Raw genomic sequence first — 21,718 nt, 5'->3', positions numbered from 1 at the left:
CGATCAGCTCCAGCCTGCGCGGGTTTTGCGGCTGGAATACAACGCCAGCAACACCAGAAACGAGAACACCAGCATCGCCCCGGACAGCCAATGGGCCTGGGCGTACTCAAGTGCTTCGACGTGGTCGTAGATTTGCACGGACACCACACGGGTCTTGTCGGGAATGTTGCCCCCGATCATCAATACGACGCCGAACTCACCCACCGTGTGGGCGAATCCGAGGATCGCAGCGGTGATAAAACCGGGGCGTGCCAGCGGCAGGATCACGCTGAAAAAGGTGTCCCAGGGATTGGCGCGCAGCGTCGCCGCCACTTCCAGCGGACGGGTGCCGATCGCCGAGAAGGCGTTCTGCAAAGGTTGCACCACGAAGGGCAGGGAATAGATCACCGAACCAATCACCAGACCGGTGAAACTGAACGTCAGCGTGCCCAGCCCCAACCACTGAGTGAACTGACCGAGAAAGCCGTGCGGCCCCAGCGCCAGCAACAGGTAAAAGCCAATCACCGTGGGCGGCAACACCAACGGCAGGGCGACGATAGCGCCGACCGGGCCGCGCAGCCACGACGACGTTCGCGACAGCCATAAGGCGATCGGCGTGCCAATCACCAGCAGAATGGCGGTGGTCAGCGACGCCAGTTTCAGGGTCAGCCAGATAGCGGCGAAATCGGCACTCGTCAGCGACATTTACAGTTGATACCCGAAAGACTTGATCACGGTCGCGGCTTTTGGCCCCTTGAGGTAATCAACCAGAGCCCTTGCCGCAGCGCTGTTTTTGCCTTTGTTGAGGATGACCGCGTCCTGCTTGATTGGATCATGCAGGGCGGCGGGTACGATCCACGCCGAACCGCTGCTGACCTTGCCATCCTTGTAGATTTGCGACAACGCCACAAAACCGAGTTCGGCGTTGCCGGTGGATACGAATTGATAGGCCTGGGTGATGTTCTGGCCTTCGACGATTTTGCTTTTTGTGGCTTCGGTCAGTTTCAGTTTTTCCAGCACCTGAGTGGCGGCCAGACCATAGGGCGCAGCTTTCGGGTTGGCGATGGACAGGTGCTGGTATTCATTTTTTTTCAGAACTCCGCCTTGCGAGTCCACATAACCGTCTTTCGCCGACCACAACGCCAAGGTGCCGATGGCATAGGTGAAGCGTGAGCCTTTGACGGTCTCACCTTCGTTTTCGAGTTTTTCCGGCGTGCTGTCGTCAGCGGCGAGAAACACTTCAAACGGCGCGCCGTTCTTGATCTGGGTATAGAACTGGCCGGTGGCGCCATAAGCGGCCACCAGTTTGTGGCCGGTTTGTTTTTCGAAGTCGGCAGCAATGGCCTGGATGGGGGCGGTGAAGTTCGCCGCAACCGCTACTTGCACTTCATCAGCCTGAGCCGCGCCGATGCTGAAAGTTGCGAGTAAAAAGGCCAGACCGGCAGGGGCGAAGCGTGAAGCGCCAAGGGTCATGTACAGGCTCCGTGATCGGCGGTGAATACGTGAGTGGATCACGCCGATGCACAGGCGAAATCGCTATATAAAGAAATATATAGCGAGACGGCGTTGGGTGGCGAGGGAATAAATCCGCTCGCCGCACAATTTAACGACGACGGAGTTTCGCCAGCGCCTCCTCGGCGAGTTGCCGAGTCAGTTCGGCACTGCTGAGATCTTTGCCCAGGGTGAAGGCCTGACCAGCCCAAAGGTTGGCAAAATCCGCTTCAGCTTTTGCCCGCAGTGGCATCAGCGCACCACCGGCCAACGGGAAGGAGGGCGCCGCGGCTGACATCGGGCCGAGTTCGCGCATCACGCGGTTGAGGATGCCTCGCGCCGGACGCCCGGTAAACAGGTTGGTGATGGCTGTCTCGCTTTCTTTCGCGGTACGCAAGGCCTTGTGATGTGAGGCGCTGATTTTGGCTTCCGGGGTAAACAGATACGCCGTGCCGACTTGCACCGCTGATGCGCCGAGCATGAACGCGGCAGCAACGCCCCGGGAATCGCTGATCGCCCCCGCTGCAATCACGGGCACTTTCACGGCATCGACCACCTGTGGCACCAAAGCAAAGGTGCCGACCTGAGTGCCCAAGTCATCGCTGAGGAACATCCCGCGATGGCCGCCGGCCTCGTACCCCATGGCGATGATCGCGTCGCAGCCGTGTTGCTCCAGCCATAGGGCTTCTTCCACGGTGGTGGCTGAGGAGAGGATTTTCGCCCCGGTCGCCTTGACCCGATCCAGCAAGGATTTTTCAGGCAATCCGAAGTGGAAACTCACCACCTCGGGGCGGAATTCTTCGAGCACTGCGCACGCGGTTTCGTCGAAAGGAGCCCGGTTGGACACCGGCGTCGGCGCATCGTAATCGGCACCCACTTCTCGGTAATAGGGCTCGAGCAGAAGCTTCCAGTCCCGTGCTCGCTGTTCGTCGGGCGCCGGTGGCTGGTGACAAAAGAAGTTGACGTTGAACGGTTTGTTGGTGTGCTGGCGAATCGTTTGCAGTTCTTCGCGTAGCTGCTCGGTGCTGAGCATCGCTGCCGGCATCGAACCCAGGCCGCCGGCGTTGCACACGGCAATTACCATCGAGGAATTCGTAGCGCCGGCCATCGGGCCCTGGATGATCGGCAGCTCGATGCCGAGCAGATCAAGAATACGGGTGTCTGGCCACTGGCTCATAAAAGCGATTCTCCGGACGATGACGCGGGCAGGTTGGCAGTGCTTGGTTTTAGCAGCAAAACCGCATGCACGGCCAGTCTGAAATACTGAACATCGTGTGCAGTTTTTCAGCATCGGCGCGAGTTGCCGTGGTTGAAGTCAATCGTTGAGTTCGCGTTCAAGCAGCTGGCGTTTGCGTTCGACGCCCCAGCGGTAGCCTGAAAGATTGCCATCGCTGCGCACCACGCGGTGGCAGGGGATCGCCACGGCCAGGCGATTGGCTCCACAGGCCTGCGCCACTGCGCGCATCGAAGTGGGAGCGCCGATGCGTTGCGCGATTTCGGCGTAGCTGGCGGTGCTGCCCGCCGGAATCTCGCGCAGCGCCTGCCACACGCGCTCCTGAAAAGCGGTGCCGCGTATGTCCAGCGGCAAGTTCAGGGCCATTTTCGGCGCTTCGATAAAGCCGACGACGCTGGCGATCAACTGTTCAAACTCGCGGTCGGCGCCGATCAGGTTCGCTTTGCGAAACTGATCCTGAAGATCGCAAACCAATTGGTGGGGATCATCGCCCAACAGAATCGCACAAATGCCACGTGCGCTTTGCGCCACCAGAATCGCCCCGAGCGAGCATTGGCCCACGGCAAAGCGGATGTCGTTGTTCTGGCCAGCGGCGCGGTAATCCGCGGGTTTCATTCCCAGCAGTTGATTGGCAGATTCATAAAAGCGGCCGGTGGAATTAAAGCCTGCGTCGTACAGCGCATCGGTCACCGAGCCGCCGCTAGCCAATTGCGCGCGTACCTTGCGCGAGCGCTGGGCCGTGGCGTATGCCTTGGGTGTCAGGCCGGTCGCGGCTTTGAATACCCGGTGAAAATGAAAAGGGCTGAGGCCGGCGCTGGCCGCGAGGCTATTGAGCGCCGGCAACGTCTCGGACGCCTCGATCCGACGACAAGCCGCAGCAATGATCGCTGCATGGTGCGCATCGCTTTGATCCTTGCTGGCGCGTTTGCTCGGCCGATAACCCGCCGCCTCGGCCAGTTCGGCGGTGTCGAAAAATTCGACATTCTGCGGTTTGGGCAGGCGCGCGAGACTGCTCGGGCGGCAATAAACGCCTGTGGTCTTCACCGCATAGACAAATCGCCCGTCCGCACGCGGATCGCGAGCCACCACAGCGGCCCAGCGTGGGTCATCTTCAATGCTGATGGTGTTCAAAATTGTGTCCATGAGAGGCATCCGTTGACCTGTTTGATTCAGGTTAACCGGCATCGCAGGTCTCGACACTCCGGGCCTTGCGGTCAAACTTTTGCCGGATCCCCGGCAACGCGAAACGTCAGGTTGATGCGCCGCTCGCCCAGGCGCGCGTGATGACCGGGTTTGATCGGCAGCACGCCGTGAAAGCGCAGGCGATCAACGCCACCCCAGACCACCATGTCGCCATGCAGCAGCGGAGTGCGCCGGCTTTTATCGCTGCGTTCGAAGCCGCCGAACAGAAACATTGCCGGTAAACCGAGCGACAACGAAACGATGGGCGCGGCATAGGCCTTTTCGTCTTTATCCTGATGCAATGACATCTTGGCACCGGGTACATATTGGTTGATCAGGCAGGAATCAGCCTGAAAACCAGCGAACCCGGCGTGCTCTGCCGCCTCATGGGCGAGGTCGGCAAACACAGTCGGCATGCCAGGCCACGGCAAGCCGCTGAGCGGATCGACGCTGGAATAACGATAGCCGCTGCGATCGGTGATCCAGCCCAGCGTTCCGCAGCTGCTGGTCCCGACCGACATGCTGAAACCGCCAGGCGTCACCATGTGGCGAAGCGGGGCGGCATCAAGCAGCGGCTCGAGCGCCGTCAGCAACTGATCGACGCGAGGCAGCGCGAACCCGCGCAGCACCCACGACTGCTCACCGATCTGTTCGGTCCGGGCCTGCTGTAGGGGTTCGTTGTCGGCGAACAGGTCAAACGTGGTCGGTTGCATGGTTTTGGGTTACAGCGCTTTGCTGACCTTGATGTCGCTGAGCTCTTCGCTGCCGTGCAGCTTTTCCAGGGCCGCTTTCGCTTCCTCGGCGCTGCCGGTTTCCAGTTCGGCGAACTCGAAACGCTGTTCACCGTCCAGTTTGTACTTGATCACGTATTTGGTGTTTTGCGCCACGGTCATGGTCTCCTTTCAGAAATAGGCTGTGCGCCTCAGCTCAATTTGGTGCTGGAGCGTCGGATGATCTTGATCGAATGCGTCAGCGTCGGTTTGCGTGTCACGCTGATGGCCTTGCGGTTGACAGTGTCGATGGTGATGTTCCAGAAGCCGGTGCTCGGCGCAGTGATGCGGGCCGGGAACGTGTCGAACGCGCCGCCGTGATAAGTGTGACGACCGCCATTTTTGAAGCTGCGGAAGTTGGCGTCGTTCATCAAACGGATGTTGCACATCTGCGAGCATTGAATGACGACGATGTCGTCTTCGTTGAGGTGCTCGCGCTGGTGAATGAATTTCATGGCGCCTCCAGAAGGGCTTTTTCTACAAAATCAAAACGATAGCTTGTTGATGGACGCAGTTTATCAGCCCGCACGGGTTATTATCTGGCCGTCGGGCGTTGCATTGACAAATTTTGAACAGATATTCGCGGCGGTATGCGGGTTAAATGCAAAAGACCCCGGAGAAAAAGCGGCATTTGTGCTGTCGGACGGTCTTTAACGGAGGATATGTATGAAGTGGGGTGTGGTGTGTGTGCCGTTGGTTCTGGCGATGGCCGGTTGCGCAAATGTTTCCGAGATCAATGAAACGTTGCCAACCATGAGCGTGATCTCCGGCAAAAAGCCTCAGGAGTACGCCGAGTGCCTGACCGACAAACTCGCCGACAGCCGCGGTGCGTTGCAGGTGCAGCCGCACAAGGAGGGCGTGCGAGTGATCGTTCCGGGCAAACTCTCATCAGGCCCGGCGGCAGTGTTCGATATCGAAGACCGCGCCGGCGGCAGCAGCATCAAGTTGCATGAACGGATGTCCAACGTGCCGATTCGTCCTCACGATGTGCAGAAAGCCGCGAACGCCTGTATTTCCGGCTGATAAACTGCCGAACATCATCACCCGATGCCGCCACAGTCATGCTGTGACGGCTTTTTCGTCCCTGGAGTCGCGATGAAGCGAGAGCACGTACGCGAGTGCCACGCAGAGGGCCTCATCTCTGCCACCCATGTCATCCAGAACCCTGCGAATCCCGGTGAGTGGATCGTGTTTTTCAAGAAGAGTGCAGGTCGCAGTTACTTTCTGGTGGACGACAACGACGAAGTCGAGTCCTTCAATCGGCTCGACGATCTGATTGAAGTCGTCCGGGGATTAGGCATCAAGTTCGCTGAAATACACATGTAAGGCCTATTTGCAGACCACCACAACGCTGCGGGTCTTGTAGTTGCCAACATCGACGCCCAGGGTTTTGTCGCTTTCTTCAGGCGCCGGTGTGCCGTCGGTGCCGACAATGCGGTAACCGGTGCCCGCGCAAGAGGCGTCGGCTTTTTCGTAGCACATCGCCCAGGAGTTGGCTTCCCCGGAGCAATCGATGCTCAAGCCTTGTTCGCCGTTGTTCAGATAGGTGGGTTGCGAAGTGGCACAGCCGCTCAGTACCAATACCGCAATGAGCGGCTGCAGTTTATTCAGGTTCATGTTTGTGTGGTCTTCAAGTGGGGGTCTGAACGCTCTGACAGCGGCGCGATGAAAAGGTTATAGCGAATGGCCACTTGTTTGTGAACCAGGCACAAAAAAGCCCTGCGCATTGGCAGGGCCTGGGCGTGTGGCGACAGGTTCAGTCCTGATCTTTGCCGCGACGCTTGGACGATGCGGGCGTGTCGGTGAACACCGAGGCCACATCCGTCGCCATCTGCTCACTGTCGAAAGGCCCGGCGACGTGCTCGCCATTGGTCGTGGTCAGCGTCCACTTGCCGTCCTTCTTGTCGATCACATACCCGTTGATGATTTTTACCGCGGCCATCTAGTCTGTCTCGTTCGCTGGTTCAAAGGCGCCATGATACCGGCAAACGCTCGCATTGGGGGCGGTTTGGCGTATGGTGATCCAGTTTCCCCGGATCTTGAGCTACGCTGAACTCGCCGCTGAAACACCCGGATGGAACTATCGGCGCGAATATTTCTCTATCTTGGCATCGGTTAGCCAGCGCGGGGCATTGTAAGGCGCACGCCGCCTGATTAGACTGCCTCGAAACTCGTACACACAGCCTTTTCAAGGACTTATATGATCAAGAAATGCTTGTTCCCAGCAGCCGGTTACGGCACTCGCTTCCTGCCAGCGACTAAAGCCATGCCTAAAGAAATGCTGCCGGTGGTAAACAAGCCACTGATCCAGTACGGCGTTGAAGAAGCATTGGACGCGGGCCTGACTGAAATTTCGATCGTGACCGGTCGTGGCAAGCGTGCTCTGGAAGACCACTTCGACATCAGCTACGAGCTGGAAAACCAGATCAAGGGCACCGACAAGGAAAAATACCTGGTCGGCATCCGCAAGCTGCTGGACGAGTGCTCGTTCTCCTATACCCGTCAGACCGAAATGAAAGGCCTGGGCCACGCGATCCTGACCGGCCGCCCGCTGATCGGTGACGAACCGTTCGCCGTGGTGCTGGCGGACGACCTGTGCGTCAACATCGACGGCGACGGCGTGCTGACCCAAATGGTCAAGCTGTACAAGCAGTTCCGTTGCTCGATCGTCGCCATCCAGGAAGTCGATCCGCAGGAAACCAACAAATACGGCGTGATCGCTGGCGAAATGATCCGCGACGACATCTACCGTGTACACAGCATGGTCGAGAAGCCAAAACCGGAAGACGCGCCATCGAATCTGGCAATCATCGGCCGCTACATCCTGACGCCGGATATCTTCGATCTGATCGAACAGACCGAGCCAGGCAAGGGCGGCGAAATCCAGATCACCGACGCCCTGATGAAGCAGGCCCAGAATGGCTGCGTCATGGCGTACAAGTTCAAGGGCAAGCGTTTCGACTGCGGTGGCGCTGAAGGCTACATCGACGCGACCAACTTCTGCTTCGAAAACTTCTACAAGACTGGCAAGGCTTACTAAAAGCCCTGTTCCGTCTGCAATAAAAAGCCACCTTCGGGTGGCTTTTTCATTTTCCGCCCTTATATGCATGGCTATGCTTGTCGAGCGAGAGACTGCGGGTATGCTGATGGCCTGCCGAGGAGATAGAAATGGCCTACGATTTTGACCTTTATGTGATTGGCGCCGGTTCCGGGGGTGTGCGAGCTGCACGTTTTGCGGCTGGTTTCGGGGCGAAAGTGGCGGTGGCCGAGAGCCGTTACCTGGGCGGAACCTGTGTCAACGTCGGCTGCGTGCCGAAAAAACTGTTGGTTTACGGTGCGCACTTTGCCGAAGATTTCGAGCAGGCATCCGGTTTTGGCTGGAGCCTGGGCGAGGCGAATTTCGATTGGGCCACGTTGATTGCCAACAAGGATCGCGAGATCAATCGCCTCAATGGCATTTATCGCAATCTGCTGGTCAGCAGTGGCGTGACGTTGCACGAGGCGCACGCCAAAATCGTCGGGCCGCACGAAGTTGAGGTCAATGGCGAACGCTTCACCGCGAAAAACATTTTGATCGCGACCGGCGGTTGGCCGCAAATCCCCGAGATCCCGGGGCACGAGCACGCGATCGGCTCGAACGAAGCGTTCTTCCTCAAAGAGTTGCCAAAGCGTGTTCTGGTCGTTGGCGGCGGTTACATCGCCGTCGAATTCGCCGGGATTTTCCACGGCCTCGGTGCGAGCACCACGTTGCTGTATCGCGGCGACCTGTTCCTGCGTGGCTTCGATGGTTCGGTGCGCAGGCATTTGCAGGAAGAGCTGACCAAGCGCGGCCTGGATCTGCAGTTCAATGCGGATATCGAGCGTATCGACAAGCAGCCAGACGGCAGTTTGAAAGCAACCCTCAAAGATGGGCGCGTGCTTGAAGCCGATTGCGTATTCTATGCCACGGGGCGACGTCCGATGCTGGACAATCTTGGGCTGGAAAACACAGATGTGCAGCTCGACGATAAGGGCTTCATCAAGGTCGACGACGAGTACCAAACCACCGAGCCGTCAATTCTGGCGCTGGGCGACGTCATCGGTCGCGTGCAGTTGACGCCCGTTGCTCTGGCTGAAGGTATGGCCGTGGCGCGGCGCTTGTTCAAACCGGAGCAATACCGTCCGGTGGATTACAAGATGATCCCGACCGCCGTGTTCAGCCTGCCGAACATCGGCACGGTCGGTTTGAGCGAAGAAGAAGCGCGCGAATGTGGTCACGAAGTGGTGATTTTCGAGAGCCGCTTCCGGCCCATGAAATTGACCCTGACTGACTGTCCGGAAAAAACCTTGATGAAACTGGTGGTCGATGCGAGGACCGACAAAGTCCTTGGCTGCCACATGGTCGGCCCGGACGCCGGCGAAATCGTGCAGGGCCTGGCGATTGCCTTGAAGGCTGGCGCGACCAAGCGCGACTTCGACGACACGATCGGGGTGCACCCGACGGCCGCCGAAGAGTTCGTCACCATGCGCACGCCGGTCAGCGCTTAAGCCTTCTTCGGTGTGGCCGAATCTGGCGCTGCCGCAACGGCAGCCGCCAGACGCTGGCTTTCTTCCAGATTCGCTTGAGCCTTGATCAATTCCTTTTCCAGCGACTGATTAAGCAGTGTCTGCTCCTCGACGCTTTGCTTGAGCGCCTGACTTTCCAGTGTCGACACTCGCAAACGTTCCTGGAGGAGGGTGCGCTCGCTGTCCATGCGCGTCGTCTGTTCAAGTAACTGATCCTGACGCTGATTGCTCTGCTTGAGCTGATCCTGCAGCAGGTTCAGCTCGCGCTGGGTGCCACGGTTTTCAGTGAGCAGGCGTTCATTGTCGCGGTGCAGCTGAGTGATCTCATCCTGCCGGACCAGTGCGCTTTGCTGTGCCTGACGCAGCTCCGCCTGAATCTGCTGGATTTGCCCCTCGTAGCGGCTCTGCTCCTGCTCGCGCTGCTCCCGGGTGGCGTTGCGGTAATGCTCGAGTGCATCGCGGGCGTGCAGGTGTTTTTCTTCCAGGGAACGGATCTGCTCGTCCTTGTCCTGCAGGCGCAATTCAAAATCGGCCAATGCCTGATTCAGCCCGGCATTGCGGGTTTGTTCGGTCTGCAGCATCGAGCGGGTGTTGCTCAGCGTTTCGGCTTCGCGTTCCAGCGCTGCGCCTCGGATGTCGTGCTCGTGTTCGAGTTTTTCGAGGGCCTGACGCGTCTGCTTCAGCTCTGCTTCCAGCGCTTCGCGTTGTTCTTCGAATTGCTCGCGGGCTTGCTCGATAAGCTCCTGCGCCTGTTCTTTCAGTCGCTGGGCGAGACGAGAGACGAGGGCGCTCAGTTCATCATCGATCGGTTCAGACGAGGCCTCAATGGGTTGGGTACCGTCGTCCAGTTCTTTCAAGTACCGATGGATCGTGGTTTTCGAGCCGGTGTTGCCCATCTCGATGCGTACTGCATCGATGCTCGGGTGTTCGCCTCGGGCCAGAATCGCGGTGCGCGCGATTTGCACCAGTGCTTTGGTAATGCCGCCACGGGCCATGTGAACTCCTACGTTTACGTACTGTGGTACATGCCACTAAAGTACGCAGTGTACCATTTCAGAAATAAAGTGAAATGATGGCCATTCAAGAGGCGGGATATACTGGTATTACCCAGTGTCAGGCGGCAAAATGCGCCTCTGCCTGTCTGAATCAGTACGCAAGCGAGAAACTGCCCATGAGCGATATCGATCGCTATCTGCAAGCCGCCACCCGTGACAACACCCGCCGCAGCTATCGCGCAGCCATTGAGCATTTCGAGGTGACATGGGGCGGTTTTCTGCCGGCGACGGCCGATAGCGTTGCGCGTTATCTGGTCGAGCACGCTGGGGTGTTGTCGATCAACACGTTGAAGTTGCGCCTTTCGGCACTGGCGCAGTGGCACAACAGTCAGGGCTTTGCCGATCCGACCAAGGCGCCGGTGGTGCGCAAGGTGTTCAAAGGGATCCGCGCGTTGCATCCGGCGCAGGAAAAACAGGCCGAGCCATTGCAACTGCAGGATCTGCAGCGCGTGGTCGATTGGCTCGAGCAGGAGGCGCAGACCGCTCGTCAAGAGCAGGACCGCCCGACCTTGAAGGCCTATCGGGATCGTGCGCTGATTTTGCTGGGGTTCTGGCGAGGCTTTCGCAGCGATGAGTTGTGTCGCTTGCAGATCGAGCATGTGCAGGCCCATGCCGGCAAGGGAATCACGCTGTATTTGCCGCGCAGCAAAAGCGACCGGGAAAACCTTGGCCAGACCTACCAGGCGCCGGCGCTGTTGAAGTTGTGCCCGGTGCAAGGCTACGTCGACTGGATCACTGAAGCGGCATTGGTGCGCGGCGCGGTTTTCCGCAGCATCGACCGGTGGGGCAATCTGAGCGAGGAGGGCTTGCACGCCAACAGTATTATTCCCTTGCTGCGCCAGGCCTTACAGCGCGCCGGAATTGCCGCCGCTGGCTACACAAGTCATTCGTTGCGTCGCGGTTTTGCAACCTGGGCGCATCAAAGCGGCTGGGATCTCAAGTCGCTGATGACATACGTCGGATGGAAAGACATGAAATCGGCAATGCGCTATGTTGAGGTCAACCCGTTCCAGGGGATGGCTCGGATCATGGATAAACCGGATCAAACCTAGAGATCGTTTTCTTCTATTAATACAAGCGGCTAATAGCGAAAACAAATCAGCAGCATCAGGTTTGCCAATGAGCCTTCCGTCCTGTGAATGGGTAGGATTCACCCATCGAATTCACAACCCCTGACGGAGAGTCATCAATGCCTATCATCAACAGCCAAGTAAAACCGTTCAATGCTACCGCTTTCAAAAACGGCAATTTCGTTGAAGTATCGGACGCTGACCTGAAGGGCAAGTGGTCGGTCGTATTCTTCTACCCAGCCGACTTCACCTTCGTTTGCCCAACCGAGCTGGAAGACCTCGCTGACAACTACGACGCTTTCCAGAAGCTGGGCGTAGAGATCTACAGCGTTTCGACCGACACCCACTTTGCCCACGCAGCCTGGCACAACACTTCGCCAGCCATCGGCAAAATCCAGTACACCATGATCGGCGACCCGACCCACGTCATCTCCCGCAACTTTGACGTGCTGATTGAAGAAGTTGGTCTGGCGGATCGTGGCACTTTCGTGATCAACCCTGAAGGCCAGATCAAAATCGTTGAACTGAACGATGGCGGCGTTGGCCGTGACGCTTCCGAGCTGCTGCGCAAGATCAAGGCTGCTCAGTACGTCGCTGCTCACCCAGGCGAAGTTTGCCCAGCCAAGTGGAAAGAAGGCGAGGCCACTCTGGCTCCGTCCCTGGACCTGGTCGGCAAGATCTAAGTCTGTGACAGGCAACACGGGGCGGCACGCCGCACCTTCATAAGTTAGCTGCACCGCCCAATAAAAATGCCCGGGCGAGATTCGCTCGGGCTTTTTTTCGCCTCAAATATAGGAAATCGCCCGTATGTTGGACGCCAATCTTAAAGCCCAGTTGAAATCGTACCTGGAACGGGTCACCCAACCGATCGAGATCGTTGCATCCCTCGACGACGGTGCGAAATCCCGTGAGATGCTGGAACTGCTGAAAGACGTTGCCAGTCTTTCGAGCCAAATTACTTTGATCGACAGCGGTGACGATGCACGCAAGCCATCGTTCTCGATCAACCGCCCGGGCGCTGACATCAGTCTGCGTTTCGCCGGTATCCCGATGGGCCACGAGTTCACCTCGCTGGTACTGGCCTTGCTGCAAGTCGGCGGTCACCCATCGAAAGCCAGTGCTGAAGTCATCGAACAAATCCGCTCGCTCAAAGGCGAGTTCAACTTCGAAACCTACTTCTCGCTGTCTTGCCAGAACTGCCCGGACGTCGTCCAGGCGCTGAACTTGATGGCCGTGCTCAACCCGAACATCCGCCACGTCGCCATCGACGGCGCGCTGTTTCAGGACGAAGTCAACGATCGCAAGATCATGGCTGTACCGAGCCTCTACCTGAACGGCGAAAACTTCGGCCAGGGCCGCATGGGCCTGGAAGAAATCCTCGCCAAGCTCGACACCGGCGCCATTGAGCGTCAAGCCGAGAAGATCAGCGCCAAAGAAGCCTTTGACGTGCTGGTGGTTGGCGGTGGCCCGGCCGGCGCTTCGGCGGCCATTTATGCCGCACGCAAAGGCATCCGCACCGGCGTCGCGGCTGAGCGTTTCGGCGGTCAGGTGCTCGATACCATGGCCATCGAGAACTTCATCTCGGTGCAGGAAACCGAAGGCCCGAAACTGGCCACGGCACTGGAAGAACACGTCAAGCAGTACGACGTCGACATCATGAACCTGCAGCGCGCCGACAAGCTGATCCCGAGCCAGAACGGCGGCCTGCATGAAGTTCACTTTGCCAGTGGCGCGACCTTGAAAGCCAAGAGCGTGATTCTCGCAACCGGCGCACGCTGGCGTGAAATGAACGTCCCGGGCGAGCAGCAATACCGCAACAAAGGCGTGGCGTACTGCCCGCACTGCGACGGCCCGCTGTTCAAGGGCAAGCGTGTAGCTGTGATCGGTGGCGGTAACTCCGGTGTTGAAGCGGCCATCGATCTGGCCGGTATCGTGTCGCACGTAACGCTGCTCGAGTTCGACGTACAACTGCGTGCCGACGCCGTGCTGCAACGCAAGCTGAACAGTCTGCCGAACGTAACCGTGATCACCAGTGCGCAAACCACCGAAGTGACCGGCAACGGCGAGAAGGTCAACGGCCTGCGCTACAAGGATCGCACCAGCGATGAGCTGCGCACGGTCGAGCTGGAAGGGATCTTTGTGCAGATCGGTCTGCTGCCTAACACCGATTGGCTCAAAGGCACCATCGAACTGTCGCCGCGCGGCGAGATCATTGTCGATAACCGCGGCGAGACGTCGATCCCCGGCATCTTCGCGGCCGGCGACGTGACCACCGTGCCTTACAAGCAGATCGTGATCGCAGTGGGTGAGGGCGCCAAGGCTTCGCTGAGTGCATTCGATCACTTGATCCGCACCTCGGCACCCGCGTAACTGCCAGGCCGAAAACGAAAAAACCCATGAGCGATCATGGGTTTTTTTATGCCTCACACAAATCCATGTGTGGGAGTCAGCCTGCTGGCGATAGCGGTGTCATTCAACAATGATGGTGGATGATCGGGCGCCTTCGCGAGCAGGCTCGCTCCTACAGGTGTTCTGTGGCGACAGTTACAGCGGCGCAGGCTGAATAATCTCGACCCAGTAGCCATCCGGATCCTTGATGAACGCCAGGCTCTTCATCCGGCCATCGGTCAGGCGTTTCTGGAAATCACAACCCAGCTCTTCGAAACGTGCACACGCGGCGACGATGTCCGGCACCGAAATGCAGATGTGGCCAAAGCCACGCGGATCGGTATTGCCGTCGTGATAAGCGAAGTCGGCATCGTTTTCCGTGCCATGGTTGTGAGTCAGCTCGAGAATGCCGGGAATCGACTTCATCCACTCGGTGCGCGCAGCGGCATCAGCCGGGATTTGCGCTTTATCGACCAGCGCGAGGAAGTACAGGCTGAACTCGGCTTCCGGGAAATCACGCTTTTCGACCAGGGAAAAGCCCAGGACTCGGGTGTAGAAGTCCAGTGATTGGGTAATGTCCTTGACGCGCAGCATCGTGTGGTTGAACACGAAGTTGCGGGTTGCGCTGTCTGGCGTGGCGGTGACGCCGGGGAAAGTGTTCAATTCGTTGAGGCTCATGGGCCCTCCAGATAACAATGGGCGAGTGAATGGGCGCAATGATACGCATGCCGGCGCGCATCGCCAAATGCAGGGCGGGCTTGCCGTGCACGTGTGCGGGGCTCAGACTTTGCCTTCTACCTTCGAGTGCGTCCGGCAATGATCCGACTGTTCAAATCCGTGTTTGTTATTTTTGCTTTGTCGCTGGCTGTGGTCTTGCCGGCCGCCGCCGAGCTGAACATCACCTGGCCGGCAGGCTGGGAGGTCGAAGCACTGCCGGACACCGCGCCGCAAGTCTCGCGGCAAAGGGCAGTGAAGTACGATGCCGACGGCAATCAGGTGATGGTGATGGAGTTGACCATGACGCAAGTGGAGGCGGGCCATCAGGTCAACTTGCAGGGTGTGCTGCTGGAGATGCGTAAATCCATTCAGAAGGATTTCTTCCGCAGTGGCTATCAGAGCGTATGCAACAGGATTCATCCGTCGGCACTCGGTTCATTGACCGGTTTGGAGACGACCTGCACGGTCACCGAGAACGGCCGACACGTATTATCACAAACGTTGGTGGCAGCCGTGGAAGCGGATAAGGCTTATGTACTTTCGTACGCTGGCCAGGCTGAGGTTTATAAGGCCAGCTCTGGCGAAATAGAGGCGGCACGCAACAGCCTGAAATTATAGACGTCCGTACTAACTAGCGCTCAATTGGGTACCGGAAAGGATTAAGCACAAAGTTTAATCCAGCGCCTTCAGCAATATGGCGCAGCAAAATGTTTAACCCGATGATTCAGTAACGTTACACAGGTTTTCTAACTTGTTCGATGAAAATCATTTCATTTGTTAGATATTGTCAATAAAAAAGCCCTGCATCGCGCAGGGCTTTTTGTCGGCGCCAGATTAACCGCGCAACCAGGAATCCACGGTGGCTGCACCGTACTGTTCTTTCCAGGCTTTGAGGCCGCGATGGTTGCCGCCCTTGGTTTCGATCAGTTCGCCTGTATGCGGGTTTTGATAGACCTTTACTACGCGAGCGCGGCGGGTCTTGGGGGCTGTTGACGCTTGCAGGCCCGATTTTGCCGGGTTCGGATCGAGAATGGCAATGATGTCTTTCAGACCTTTGCCATAGCTTTTCATCAGTCCCTGGAGCTTTTCTTCGAATTCGATTTCTTTCTTGAGCCCGGCATCGTTCTTCAGCGATTCCAGCTGTTTGAGCTGTTCCTGAAGGGCCTTTTCAGCTGCACGAAATTCAGCGAGTCTGGACAATATCTTTACTCCAATAGTGTGTTTGGCTGATACCAGCCGCAAACAAAGCTATGAGCCAAGAGCCTTGAAACGACTCGGTGATAGATGGCTCACCTGCCAGTCTGGCTCAGGTTGAAAAAATTGTAGTAGTTAATGCGACAAGAGTAAATCCTGATGTTGTCGCCATGTAACGACATTGACTTTTTGTATCAAATTGGTGCGTCTGTTCGGCAGGCCATGTCGCGCAGTTAATGATGTGTTAATGCTCCAATGAAATCCGCCGCTGGCATTGGTTTTCCGAACAAGTAGCCTTGCAGAAAGTTGACGTGATGTTCGGTCAGATACTCTGCCTGTGCTTGTGTTTCGACACCTTCGGCAACAATGCCCAGGTCGAGCTTGGCCGACAATTCGATGATGGAATCGAGAATATGTCGCGACAACGCGTCAATGCCGATCATGGCAACGAAACTCTGATCGATCTTGAGAAAGTCGACATTGAAGGTGCGCAGGTAACCGAGGCTTGAGTGACCGGTGCCGAAATCGTCGATCGCGATTTTGACGCCCATGGCCTGCAGTTGCTCAAACAATTGCAGAGTGATGTCGGTCGGTTCAATCAGTTCACGCTCCGTCAACTCCAGCACCAGTTGCACGCTGCCCGGTACGAATGCCTCAAGGAATTCACGACAGTCTTCAACCAGTTCCAGATCGCGACAATGACTGGCGGTGATGTTCAGACCGATGTGGAAGGGCGCGGCAAAGGTTGCAGAATGAGGGCTCAGCAGGATGGCGGTCTGCTGCATCAGGGCGCGGGTCATCGGCACGATCAATCCCGAGTGCTCGGCAAATGGAATGAACAGATCCGGGCGTACCAGCCCCTCTTTGGGGTGATTCCAGCGCATCAATACTTCGGCCCCCGACCACTGTTTGCTGTCGCCGTGAACTATGGGCTGGAAGTAAGGAATGAACTCCCCAGCCTCAAGCGCGCGAAGCATTTCGTGACTGGGCGAGGTTGAGCGTTTTTGTACGAAGTGGCCGATGGCGCCGGAAACCACACCGAAGAAGATCAGCAGGCTGAACAGCGGCGCGAATTCAGCGGTCATGTATCGCCACGTTTCGCCCTGCGGGAAACCCGCCGAAACGCTGAAGGCATAGCGTCCCGAATCCAGCAGTGTGTGTGCAACCGGCAACGCGGGCAACGGGCCCTGGTGCACCTTGCCATCGGCGGACAGCCAGTTATCGCCCACTTGCAACATCAGCAGTGTCTGACGGCCAATCAGGCGCAGGATGTTGCTCAGGTGATAGCCATCGAGCGTAGTCAGCGCGCCGCCGCGACCGTCACTCAGGCGATAGATCAACAACGCCGTATCAGGTGTCACTGGATTGCCGTTCATGAGCCACAGCTTGCCCTGGTGATAATCGCCGGCATCGACAGCTTCTTCGAATTGACCGAACAGTGAGCTGCAGTAGAGATTGTTGTCCCAGACCAAATTGGTCGAGCGTACGAAGGGGCGGCGGGTCACCTGTTCACGCAAGGCCAGTTTTACCTCTTCACAGTTTTTCCCCGCCAGCGGTAAGAGGGCTATCGCGGCCTCGGCCGTGTTGTCGAGCATCAGCTCGAACTGATGCAATGCCTGTTGGGCGGTCTGGGCGGCGCTTTGCTGGAGAATGCGTTGTGCCTGCAGATACAAAATTGCGCTGCCCAGTACCACTGGCAGCAAACCGCTGAGCACGGTCAAGAGGATGCGGGTACTGCGCTTGCGGCGGGATCTGGCGGTCAGCGGCATGCACACTTCCTGTGTCTTCAAGGGGCTGCGCGGCGCAATGGCGCTGCGCAGAAAACAGTTGGGCCAGAGGGAGAATAGATGGCAGATGCCGCTTGCGCTGCTCACTGACGATGAATGTGTGAGGCCAGTTCGATAAAGGCGAGCGCGGCGGGCGAGGCCTGACGCTTGTCGAGAACGGCCAGGCCGACCTGACGCTTTACCGGCGGGATAAGCGGTTTCTTGATGTAGCGCGGCGCTGGATCGTCGGGTAGGGAGGCTTCGGCAACAATCGTGATTGCTTCGCTACGGCTGACAACGTCGAGCGTACTGAGCAGTTGCGAGCAGCGATAACGGATGTTTGGCTGCAAGCGCGCTGCCATGAACAACCGCGATACCAGTTCCGCTGAACCCGCTTCAGTGAGGATGAAAGGATCGCTGCACAGTTGCTTCAGGCTTACCGCTGCGTGTTTTGAAAGCGGGTGGCCGATTGGGAGCAGAGCAACCATCTGATCTTCGATCAAGGCAAACGTATCGAAACGCTCCTCCGCAAGCACCACGAAAGCCACGTCGATCCGCCGCTCTTCGAGCCATTGAAGCACTTGCCGATCCGGCCCTTCATCAATGTGCACTTCGATACCCGGATGTGCCTGGCGATAGCGTTGCAAAATCGTTGGCAGCAGCCTGATCGTCGACGTCGGGCCGAATGAGCCGATGCGCAGGGTTCCGCTTTTCATGCCGCGCGCATCGGCCGCTTCCTGACGCAGCGTGTTGGCAAGGCCAAGCATCGCCCGGGCACGCAGCAGCAGTTGTTCGCCGATATTGCTGAGTTCGATGTGCGATGAATGCCGCCGAAGCAGTTCGACACCCAGTTCCTGTTCCAGTGACTTTATCGCGTGGGACACCGCCGACTGTGAGATGCCCAAACGATGGGCGGCGAGGGTGAAGCCGCGCAACTCGGCCACACACGAAAAAATTTCCAGCTGCGTAAGGGTCATGAGTAATTGCTCATTTTACGATGAGTAAGCATGAGGGAAATGATACGCCATCCCGATTACCTGTTTCGTCTGGAGTGTCATGGCTAATCTCGAACAAACCCGTCCGACTGTCACCGATATGCCGGTTTATCTGACGTTAGTCGCCGTGACCATGATCTGGGGTGGGACATTTGTTGCAGGCCGCTTTCTCGCCGGCAGCCTCAGCCCAATGTTTGCCGCCAGCCTGCGCTTCCTGCTGGCGAGCATCGCATTGCTCGGTTTCTTGTGGCTGGCACGGATTCCGTTGGCGCGGCCAACCCCTCGTCAGTGGCTGCGGCTGACGCTGCTTGGGTTCTTCGGGATCTTCTTCTACAACCTGTGTTTCTTTTATGGCTTGAATTACATCAATGCCTCGCGAGCCTCGTTGATCGTTGCGTTGAATCCGGCTGTGATCGGCCTTGCTTCGTGGGCGCTGTTCAAAGAGCGCCTGGGCCGGGTGAAAGTGGCCGGAATCGCGATCTGTATCGCCGGCGCCAGTCTGGTGATCGTCAGTCGTAACCCGCAGTTGCTGGCTGCAACACCAGACGCCTGGATCGGTGATCTGTTGATTCTAGGTTGTGTCGCCGGCTGGGGTGTTTACTCGTTGTTTTCCCGGAGTCTCAACCAGACGCTGGGGCCGGTGCAGACTGTGACGTACTCCATTCTGATCGGGACGGTGATGCTTTGGGCGCTTGCGGCTGCGCGGGGTGAGCTCAGCTGGACCGTGCTGGTCGGGCTGGACACATCGCAATGGCTGAGCCTGATCTACCTCGGTGTATTGGGCTCGGCACTGGCTTACATCGGTTACTACGACGGAATCCGCAAAATCGGCGCGACGCGCTCCGGCGTGTTTATCGCGTTAAATCCCCTGACTGCCGTGATCCTTGGTGCGGTGCTGCTTGGCGAGCAACTGACGCCGGCCATGTGCCTTGGCGCAGTGTTGATCCTGACGGGCATTTACCTGTGCAACAAACCCCTTGCGCCAGCCGTGAAAAAGCGGATTTTATAGAGAGGGCAGACAAGCCTATTTACGCTGTGTAGAATCGGTTTACGCATACAATAATAAATCGTCTTCTGGCAGCAGAAGCCTCGCCCGCAAAAGCCTTGGGTCGACAATGAAGATATTCGGGTTTCAACTGATCTATGGAGACTTCCTCGCCCGCAGCGTGCGTGGCATCTCCTGCGCGCCTCCCTCCACCTCACTTCCTGACAAATAACCCTGGTTAATTGATAAGAAATGATGAGGCGTCACCATGGCAGATTTATACGAAAACCCAATGGGCCTGATGGGCTTTGAGTTCATCGAGTTCGCATCGCCGACTCCCGGCACGCTGGAGCCGATCTTCGAGATCATGGGCTTCACCAAAGTCGCTACCCACCGTTCCAAGAACGTGCACCTGTACCGTCAGGGCGCGATCAACCTGATCCTCAACAACGAGCCCAACAGCGTCGCCTCTTATTTCGCCGCCGAACACGGCCCGTCCGTTTGCGGCATGGCGTTCCGCGTCAAGGATTCGCAAAAGGCCTACAGTCGCGCACTGGAACTCGGTGCCCAGCCGATTCACATCGAAACCGGTCCGATGGAGCTCAACCTGCCGGCGATCAAGGGCATCGGCGGCGCGCCGCTGTACCTGATCGACCGTTTTGGCGAGGGCAGCTCGATCTATGACATCGACTTCGTGTTTATCGAAGGCGTTGATCGCAACCCGGTCGGTGCCGGCCTCAAAATCATCGATCACCTGACCCACAACGTGTATCGCGGCCGCATGGCTTACTGGGCGAATTTCTACGAGAAACTGTTCAACTTCCGTGAAATCCGTTATTTCGACATCAAGGGCGAGTACACCGGCCTGACCTCGAAAGCCATGACGGCCCCGGATGGCATGATCCGCATCCCGCTCAACGAAGAATCGTCCAAGGGCGCCGGGCAGATCGAAGAGTTCCTGATGCAGTTCAACGGCGAGGGCATTCAACACGTTGCGTTCCTCACTGACGACCTGATCAAGACCTGGGATCAGTTGAAGAAGATCGGCATGCGTTTCATGACCGCGCCGCCGGACACTTATTACGAAATGCTGGAAGGTCGCCTGCCGAACCACGGCGAACCGGTCGATCAGCTGCAGTCGCGCGGTATTCTGCTCGACGGCGCGTCGGAGCAGGGCGACAAGCGTCTGCTGCTGCAGATCTTCTCGGAAACCCTGATGGGCCCGGTGTTCTTCGAATTCATCCAGCGAAAAGGCGACGATGGGTTCGGCGAGGGCAACTTCAAGGCACTGTTCGAGTCGATCGAGCGTGATCAGGTGCGTCGTGGTGTGCTTGCCACGGAGTAATTCGCACCCGAAATGAAAAATCCCGACCTGCAGCGATGCAGGGCCGGGATTTTTTTGATTCTAAGAGCGGCGTTGCCGCATCAGGTGCTTGAAGCCTTCGAACACCAGCACCACAACCGCCAGCCAGATCGGAATGTACGTCAGCCATTCACTCGACTTGATGCTTTCGCCCAAGAGCAACGCCACAGCGAGCAACAACACCGGTTCCACATAGCTCAATAACCCGAACAGACTGAACGGCAGCAAGCGGCTGGCGATGATGTACACCACCAGCGCAGAAGCACTGATCAGGCCCAGCAGGGGAATCAGCCACATCAGCCCCGGGTACTGGTCAAACACGGCCAGGCCTTGTTCGCCGCCCTGAACAAACCAGTAGGCGATCGGCAGCATGAGTGTCATGTCGATCCACAAGCCGCCGAGATTGTCGGTTTTCAGGTATTTACGCAGCACGAAGTACAGCGGATAGCCGACCACGACCACCAGTGTCGCCCAGGAAAATCCGCCCACCTGATACAGCTCGTTCAGGACGCCGAGGCTGGCAAGGCACACCGCGATTTTCTGCAGATAAGACAGGCTCTCGCCGTAGGCAATCCGCCCGGTGAGCACCATCGCCAGTGGCAGCAGGAAATAGCCCAGCGACACGTCCAGGCTGTAGTCATTGAGCGGCGCCCACATGAACAACCACAATTGCACGCCGAGCAGGGCGGACGAGACGATCAAGCCAGCGATCAGTTTCGGCTTCGCCGTGAGCATTCGGATCAGTTCCACAACCCGCCGCCATTCCCCGGAAACCAGCATGAACACGGTCATGCACGGCACGGTGAGCAACATCCGCCAGCCGAAGATTTCCACGCCGCTCAAGGGTGTGAGCAACGATGTGTAGTAATACATGACGGCGAACAGCACCGAGGCTGACACCGATAGAGCGATACCTTTAGACAAACTGTCCTCGCGGGGCGGAGATCAAACGGGGCGCGCAGCATACGTGGTTTTCGTGCTGAA

At 57.7% G+C, this 21,718-nt stretch carries 26 protein-coding genes; 11 read left to right on the top strand and 15 right to left on the bottom strand.

Going from position 1 to position 21,718, the window contains the following annotated elements; genetic code table 11:
- Positions 1-3 precede the first annotated feature (3 nt).
- The 7 genes from modB to HU727_RS05900 form a co-directional block, all read right to left on the bottom strand.
- Complete coding sequence (gene modB / locus HU727_RS05930) at positions 4-684, bottom strand: molybdate ABC transporter permease subunit (RefSeq protein ID WP_186529105.1); 681 nt, start codon at positions 682-684, stop codon at positions 4-6.
- Positions 685-1,452, bottom strand: a complete 768-nt coding sequence (modA, locus tag HU727_RS05925) for a molybdate ABC transporter substrate-binding protein (RefSeq protein ID WP_186529098.1) — start codon at positions 1,450-1,452, stop codon at positions 685-687.
- Between the two features lie 130 nt (positions 1,453-1,582).
- Positions 1,583-2,647: an NAD(P)H-dependent flavin oxidoreductase gene (locus tag HU727_RS05920; RefSeq protein ID WP_186529097.1), complete on the bottom strand. Its 1,065-nt coding sequence runs from the start codon at positions 2,645-2,647 to the stop codon at positions 1,583-1,585.
- A 138-nt stretch (positions 2,648-2,785) separates the two neighbouring features.
- The gene (gene ada, locus HU727_RS05915; protein WP_186529095.1) at positions 2,786-3,847 is read right to left on the bottom strand and encodes a bifunctional DNA-binding transcriptional regulator/O6-methylguanine-DNA methyltransferase Ada; all 1,062 of its coding nucleotides are present in this window, start codon (positions 3,845-3,847) and stop codon (positions 2,786-2,788) included.
- Between the two features lie 71 nt (positions 3,848-3,918).
- The gene (alkB, locus tag HU727_RS05910) at positions 3,919-4,599 is read right to left on the bottom strand and encodes a DNA oxidative demethylase AlkB (RefSeq protein ID WP_186529093.1); all 681 of its coding nucleotides are present in this window, start codon (positions 4,597-4,599) and stop codon (positions 3,919-3,921) included.
- Positions 4,600-4,608: 9 nt separating this feature from the next.
- Positions 4,609-4,779, bottom strand: coding sequence for a hypothetical protein (locus HU727_RS05905; RefSeq protein ID WP_186529091.1), 171 nt, complete (start codon positions 4,777-4,779; stop codon positions 4,609-4,611).
- A 29-nt stretch (positions 4,780-4,808) separates the two neighbouring features.
- A complete protein-coding gene (locus HU727_RS05900) occupies positions 4,809-5,111 on the bottom strand; it encodes a DUF1883 domain-containing protein (RefSeq protein ID WP_186529089.1) in 303 nt (100 codons plus the stop codon).
- Between HU727_RS05900 and HU727_RS05895 the strand changes: the two genes are divergently transcribed.
- From HU727_RS05895 to HU727_RS05885, 3 genes are all read left to right on the top strand, one after another.
- Entirely contained in the window at positions 5,110-5,310 is a 201-nt protein-coding gene (locus tag HU727_RS05895; protein ID WP_186529087.1) for a hypothetical protein, read from the top strand. The genes HU727_RS05900 and HU727_RS05895 overlap by 2 nt on opposite strands.
- Before the next feature lie 12 nt (positions 5,311-5,322).
- The gene (locus HU727_RS05890) at positions 5,323-5,679 is read left to right on the top strand and encodes a hypothetical protein (RefSeq protein ID WP_186529085.1); all 357 of its coding nucleotides are present in this window, start codon (positions 5,323-5,325) and stop codon (positions 5,677-5,679) included.
- A 72-nt stretch (positions 5,680-5,751) separates the two neighbouring features.
- The gene (locus HU727_RS05885; protein WP_186529083.1) at positions 5,752-5,982 is read left to right on the top strand and encodes a hypothetical protein; all 231 of its coding nucleotides are present in this window, start codon (positions 5,752-5,754) and stop codon (positions 5,980-5,982) included.
- A 3-nt stretch (positions 5,983-5,985) separates the two neighbouring features.
- Here HU727_RS05885 and HU727_RS05880 read toward each other — a convergent pair whose 3' ends face one another.
- Positions 5,986-6,273, bottom strand: coding sequence for a hypothetical protein (locus HU727_RS05880; protein WP_186529081.1), 288 nt, complete (start codon positions 6,271-6,273; stop codon positions 5,986-5,988).
- Between the two features lie 139 nt (positions 6,274-6,412).
- Positions 6,413-6,598 (bottom strand): hypothetical protein, encoded by a 186-nt coding sequence (locus HU727_RS05875; RefSeq protein WP_186529079.1) that lies wholly within the window; start codon positions 6,596-6,598, stop codon positions 6,413-6,415.
- Positions 6,599-6,856: 258 nt separating this feature from the next.
- Between HU727_RS05875 and galU the strand changes: the two genes are divergently transcribed.
- Positions 6,857-7,696: a UTP--glucose-1-phosphate uridylyltransferase GalU gene (gene galU / locus HU727_RS05870; protein WP_024013124.1), complete on the top strand. Its 840-nt coding sequence runs from the start codon at positions 6,857-6,859 to the stop codon at positions 7,694-7,696.
- Between the two features lie 128 nt (positions 7,697-7,824).
- On the top strand, positions 7,825-9,183 hold the full coding sequence (gene gorA / locus HU727_RS05865) for a glutathione-disulfide reductase (protein ID WP_186529077.1): 1,359 nt from the start codon (positions 7,825-7,827) through the stop codon (positions 9,181-9,183).
- On the opposite strand, the gene HU727_RS05860 is transcribed toward gorA, so the two are convergent.
- On the bottom strand, positions 9,180-10,196 hold the full coding sequence (locus HU727_RS05860) for a DNA-binding protein (protein WP_186529075.1): 1,017 nt from the start codon (positions 10,194-10,196) through the stop codon (positions 9,180-9,182). The genes gorA and HU727_RS05860 overlap by 4 nt on opposite strands.
- A 176-nt stretch (positions 10,197-10,372) precedes the next feature.
- Between HU727_RS05860 and HU727_RS05855 the strand changes: the two genes are divergently transcribed.
- The 3 genes from HU727_RS05855 (at position 10,373) to ahpF (ending at position 13,696) form a co-directional block, all read left to right on the top strand.
- Positions 10,373-11,308 (top strand): site-specific integrase, encoded by a 936-nt coding sequence (locus HU727_RS05855; protein WP_186529065.1) that lies wholly within the window; start codon positions 10,373-10,375, stop codon positions 11,306-11,308.
- A gap of 137 nt (positions 11,309-11,445) precedes the next feature.
- On the top strand, positions 11,446-12,009 hold the full coding sequence (gene ahpC / locus HU727_RS05850; RefSeq protein WP_186529063.1) for an alkyl hydroperoxide reductase subunit C: 564 nt from the start codon (positions 11,446-11,448) through the stop codon (positions 12,007-12,009).
- A 124-nt stretch (positions 12,010-12,133) separates the two neighbouring features.
- Entirely contained in the window at positions 12,134-13,696 is a 1,563-nt protein-coding gene (ahpF, locus tag HU727_RS05845; RefSeq protein ID WP_186529061.1) for an alkyl hydroperoxide reductase subunit F, read from the top strand.
- A 174-nt stretch (positions 13,697-13,870) separates the two neighbouring features.
- On the opposite strand, the gene gloA is transcribed toward ahpF, so the two are convergent.
- A complete protein-coding gene (gloA, locus tag HU727_RS05840; RefSeq protein WP_186529058.1) occupies positions 13,871-14,392 on the bottom strand; it encodes a lactoylglutathione lyase in 522 nt (173 codons plus the stop codon).
- 138 nt (positions 14,393-14,530) lie between these two features.
- Here gloA and HU727_RS05835 point away from each other — a divergent pair, with 138 nt between their 5' ends.
- A complete protein-coding gene (locus tag HU727_RS05835; protein ID WP_186529057.1) occupies positions 14,531-15,049 on the top strand; it encodes a DUF4946 domain-containing protein in 519 nt (172 codons plus the stop codon).
- A 216-nt stretch (positions 15,050-15,265) separates the two neighbouring features.
- Here the strand turns inward: HU727_RS05835 and HU727_RS05830 are convergent, their stop codons facing one another.
- The 3 genes from HU727_RS05830 to HU727_RS05820 all read right to left on the bottom strand — a co-directional run bounded on the left by HU727_RS05830 (position 15,266) and on the right by HU727_RS05820 (position 18,368).
- A complete protein-coding gene (locus tag HU727_RS05830) occupies positions 15,266-15,631 on the bottom strand; it encodes a histone-like nucleoid-structuring protein, MvaT/MvaU family (RefSeq protein WP_186529055.1) in 366 nt (121 codons plus the stop codon).
- Between the two features lie 227 nt (positions 15,632-15,858).
- Positions 15,859-17,394 carry an EAL domain-containing protein gene (locus tag HU727_RS05825; protein ID WP_186529053.1) on the bottom strand — a complete coding sequence of 512 codons (1,536 nt, stop codon included), beginning with the start codon at positions 17,392-17,394 and terminating at the stop codon, positions 15,859-15,861.
- A 101-nt stretch (positions 17,395-17,495) separates the two neighbouring features.
- Entirely contained in the window at positions 17,496-18,368 is an 873-nt protein-coding gene (locus HU727_RS05820) for a LysR family transcriptional regulator (RefSeq protein WP_186529051.1), read from the bottom strand.
- Positions 18,369-18,447: 79 nt separating this feature from the next.
- On the opposite strand from HU727_RS05820, the gene HU727_RS05815 reads away from it, so the two are divergent.
- Both HU727_RS05815 and hppD read left to right on the top strand, forming a co-directional pair.
- Positions 18,448-19,395 (top strand): DMT family transporter, encoded by a 948-nt coding sequence (locus HU727_RS05815; RefSeq protein ID WP_186529049.1) that lies wholly within the window; start codon positions 18,448-18,450, stop codon positions 19,393-19,395.
- A gap of 244 nt (positions 19,396-19,639) precedes the next feature.
- Complete coding sequence (gene hppD / locus HU727_RS05810; RefSeq protein ID WP_186529047.1) at positions 19,640-20,716, top strand: 4-hydroxyphenylpyruvate dioxygenase; 1,077 nt, start codon at positions 19,640-19,642, stop codon at positions 20,714-20,716.
- Positions 20,717-20,776: 60 nt separating this feature from the next.
- Here the strand turns inward: hppD and rarD are convergent, their stop codons facing one another.
- Positions 20,777-21,658, bottom strand: coding sequence for an EamA family transporter RarD (gene rarD / locus HU727_RS05805; RefSeq protein ID WP_186529045.1), 882 nt, complete (start codon positions 21,656-21,658; stop codon positions 20,777-20,779).
- Positions 21,659-21,718: the final 60 nt, after the last annotated feature.

The organism is Pseudomonas khorasanensis, from assembly GCF_014268505.2.
In the GTDB taxonomy this organism is placed as follows: Bacteria; Pseudomonadota; Gammaproteobacteria; order Pseudomonadales; family Pseudomonadaceae; genus Aquipseudomonas; species Aquipseudomonas khorasanensis.
The sequence above is the reverse complement of the archived record's forward strand: the minus strand, read 5'-3'. Positions and strand labels throughout refer to the sequence as shown.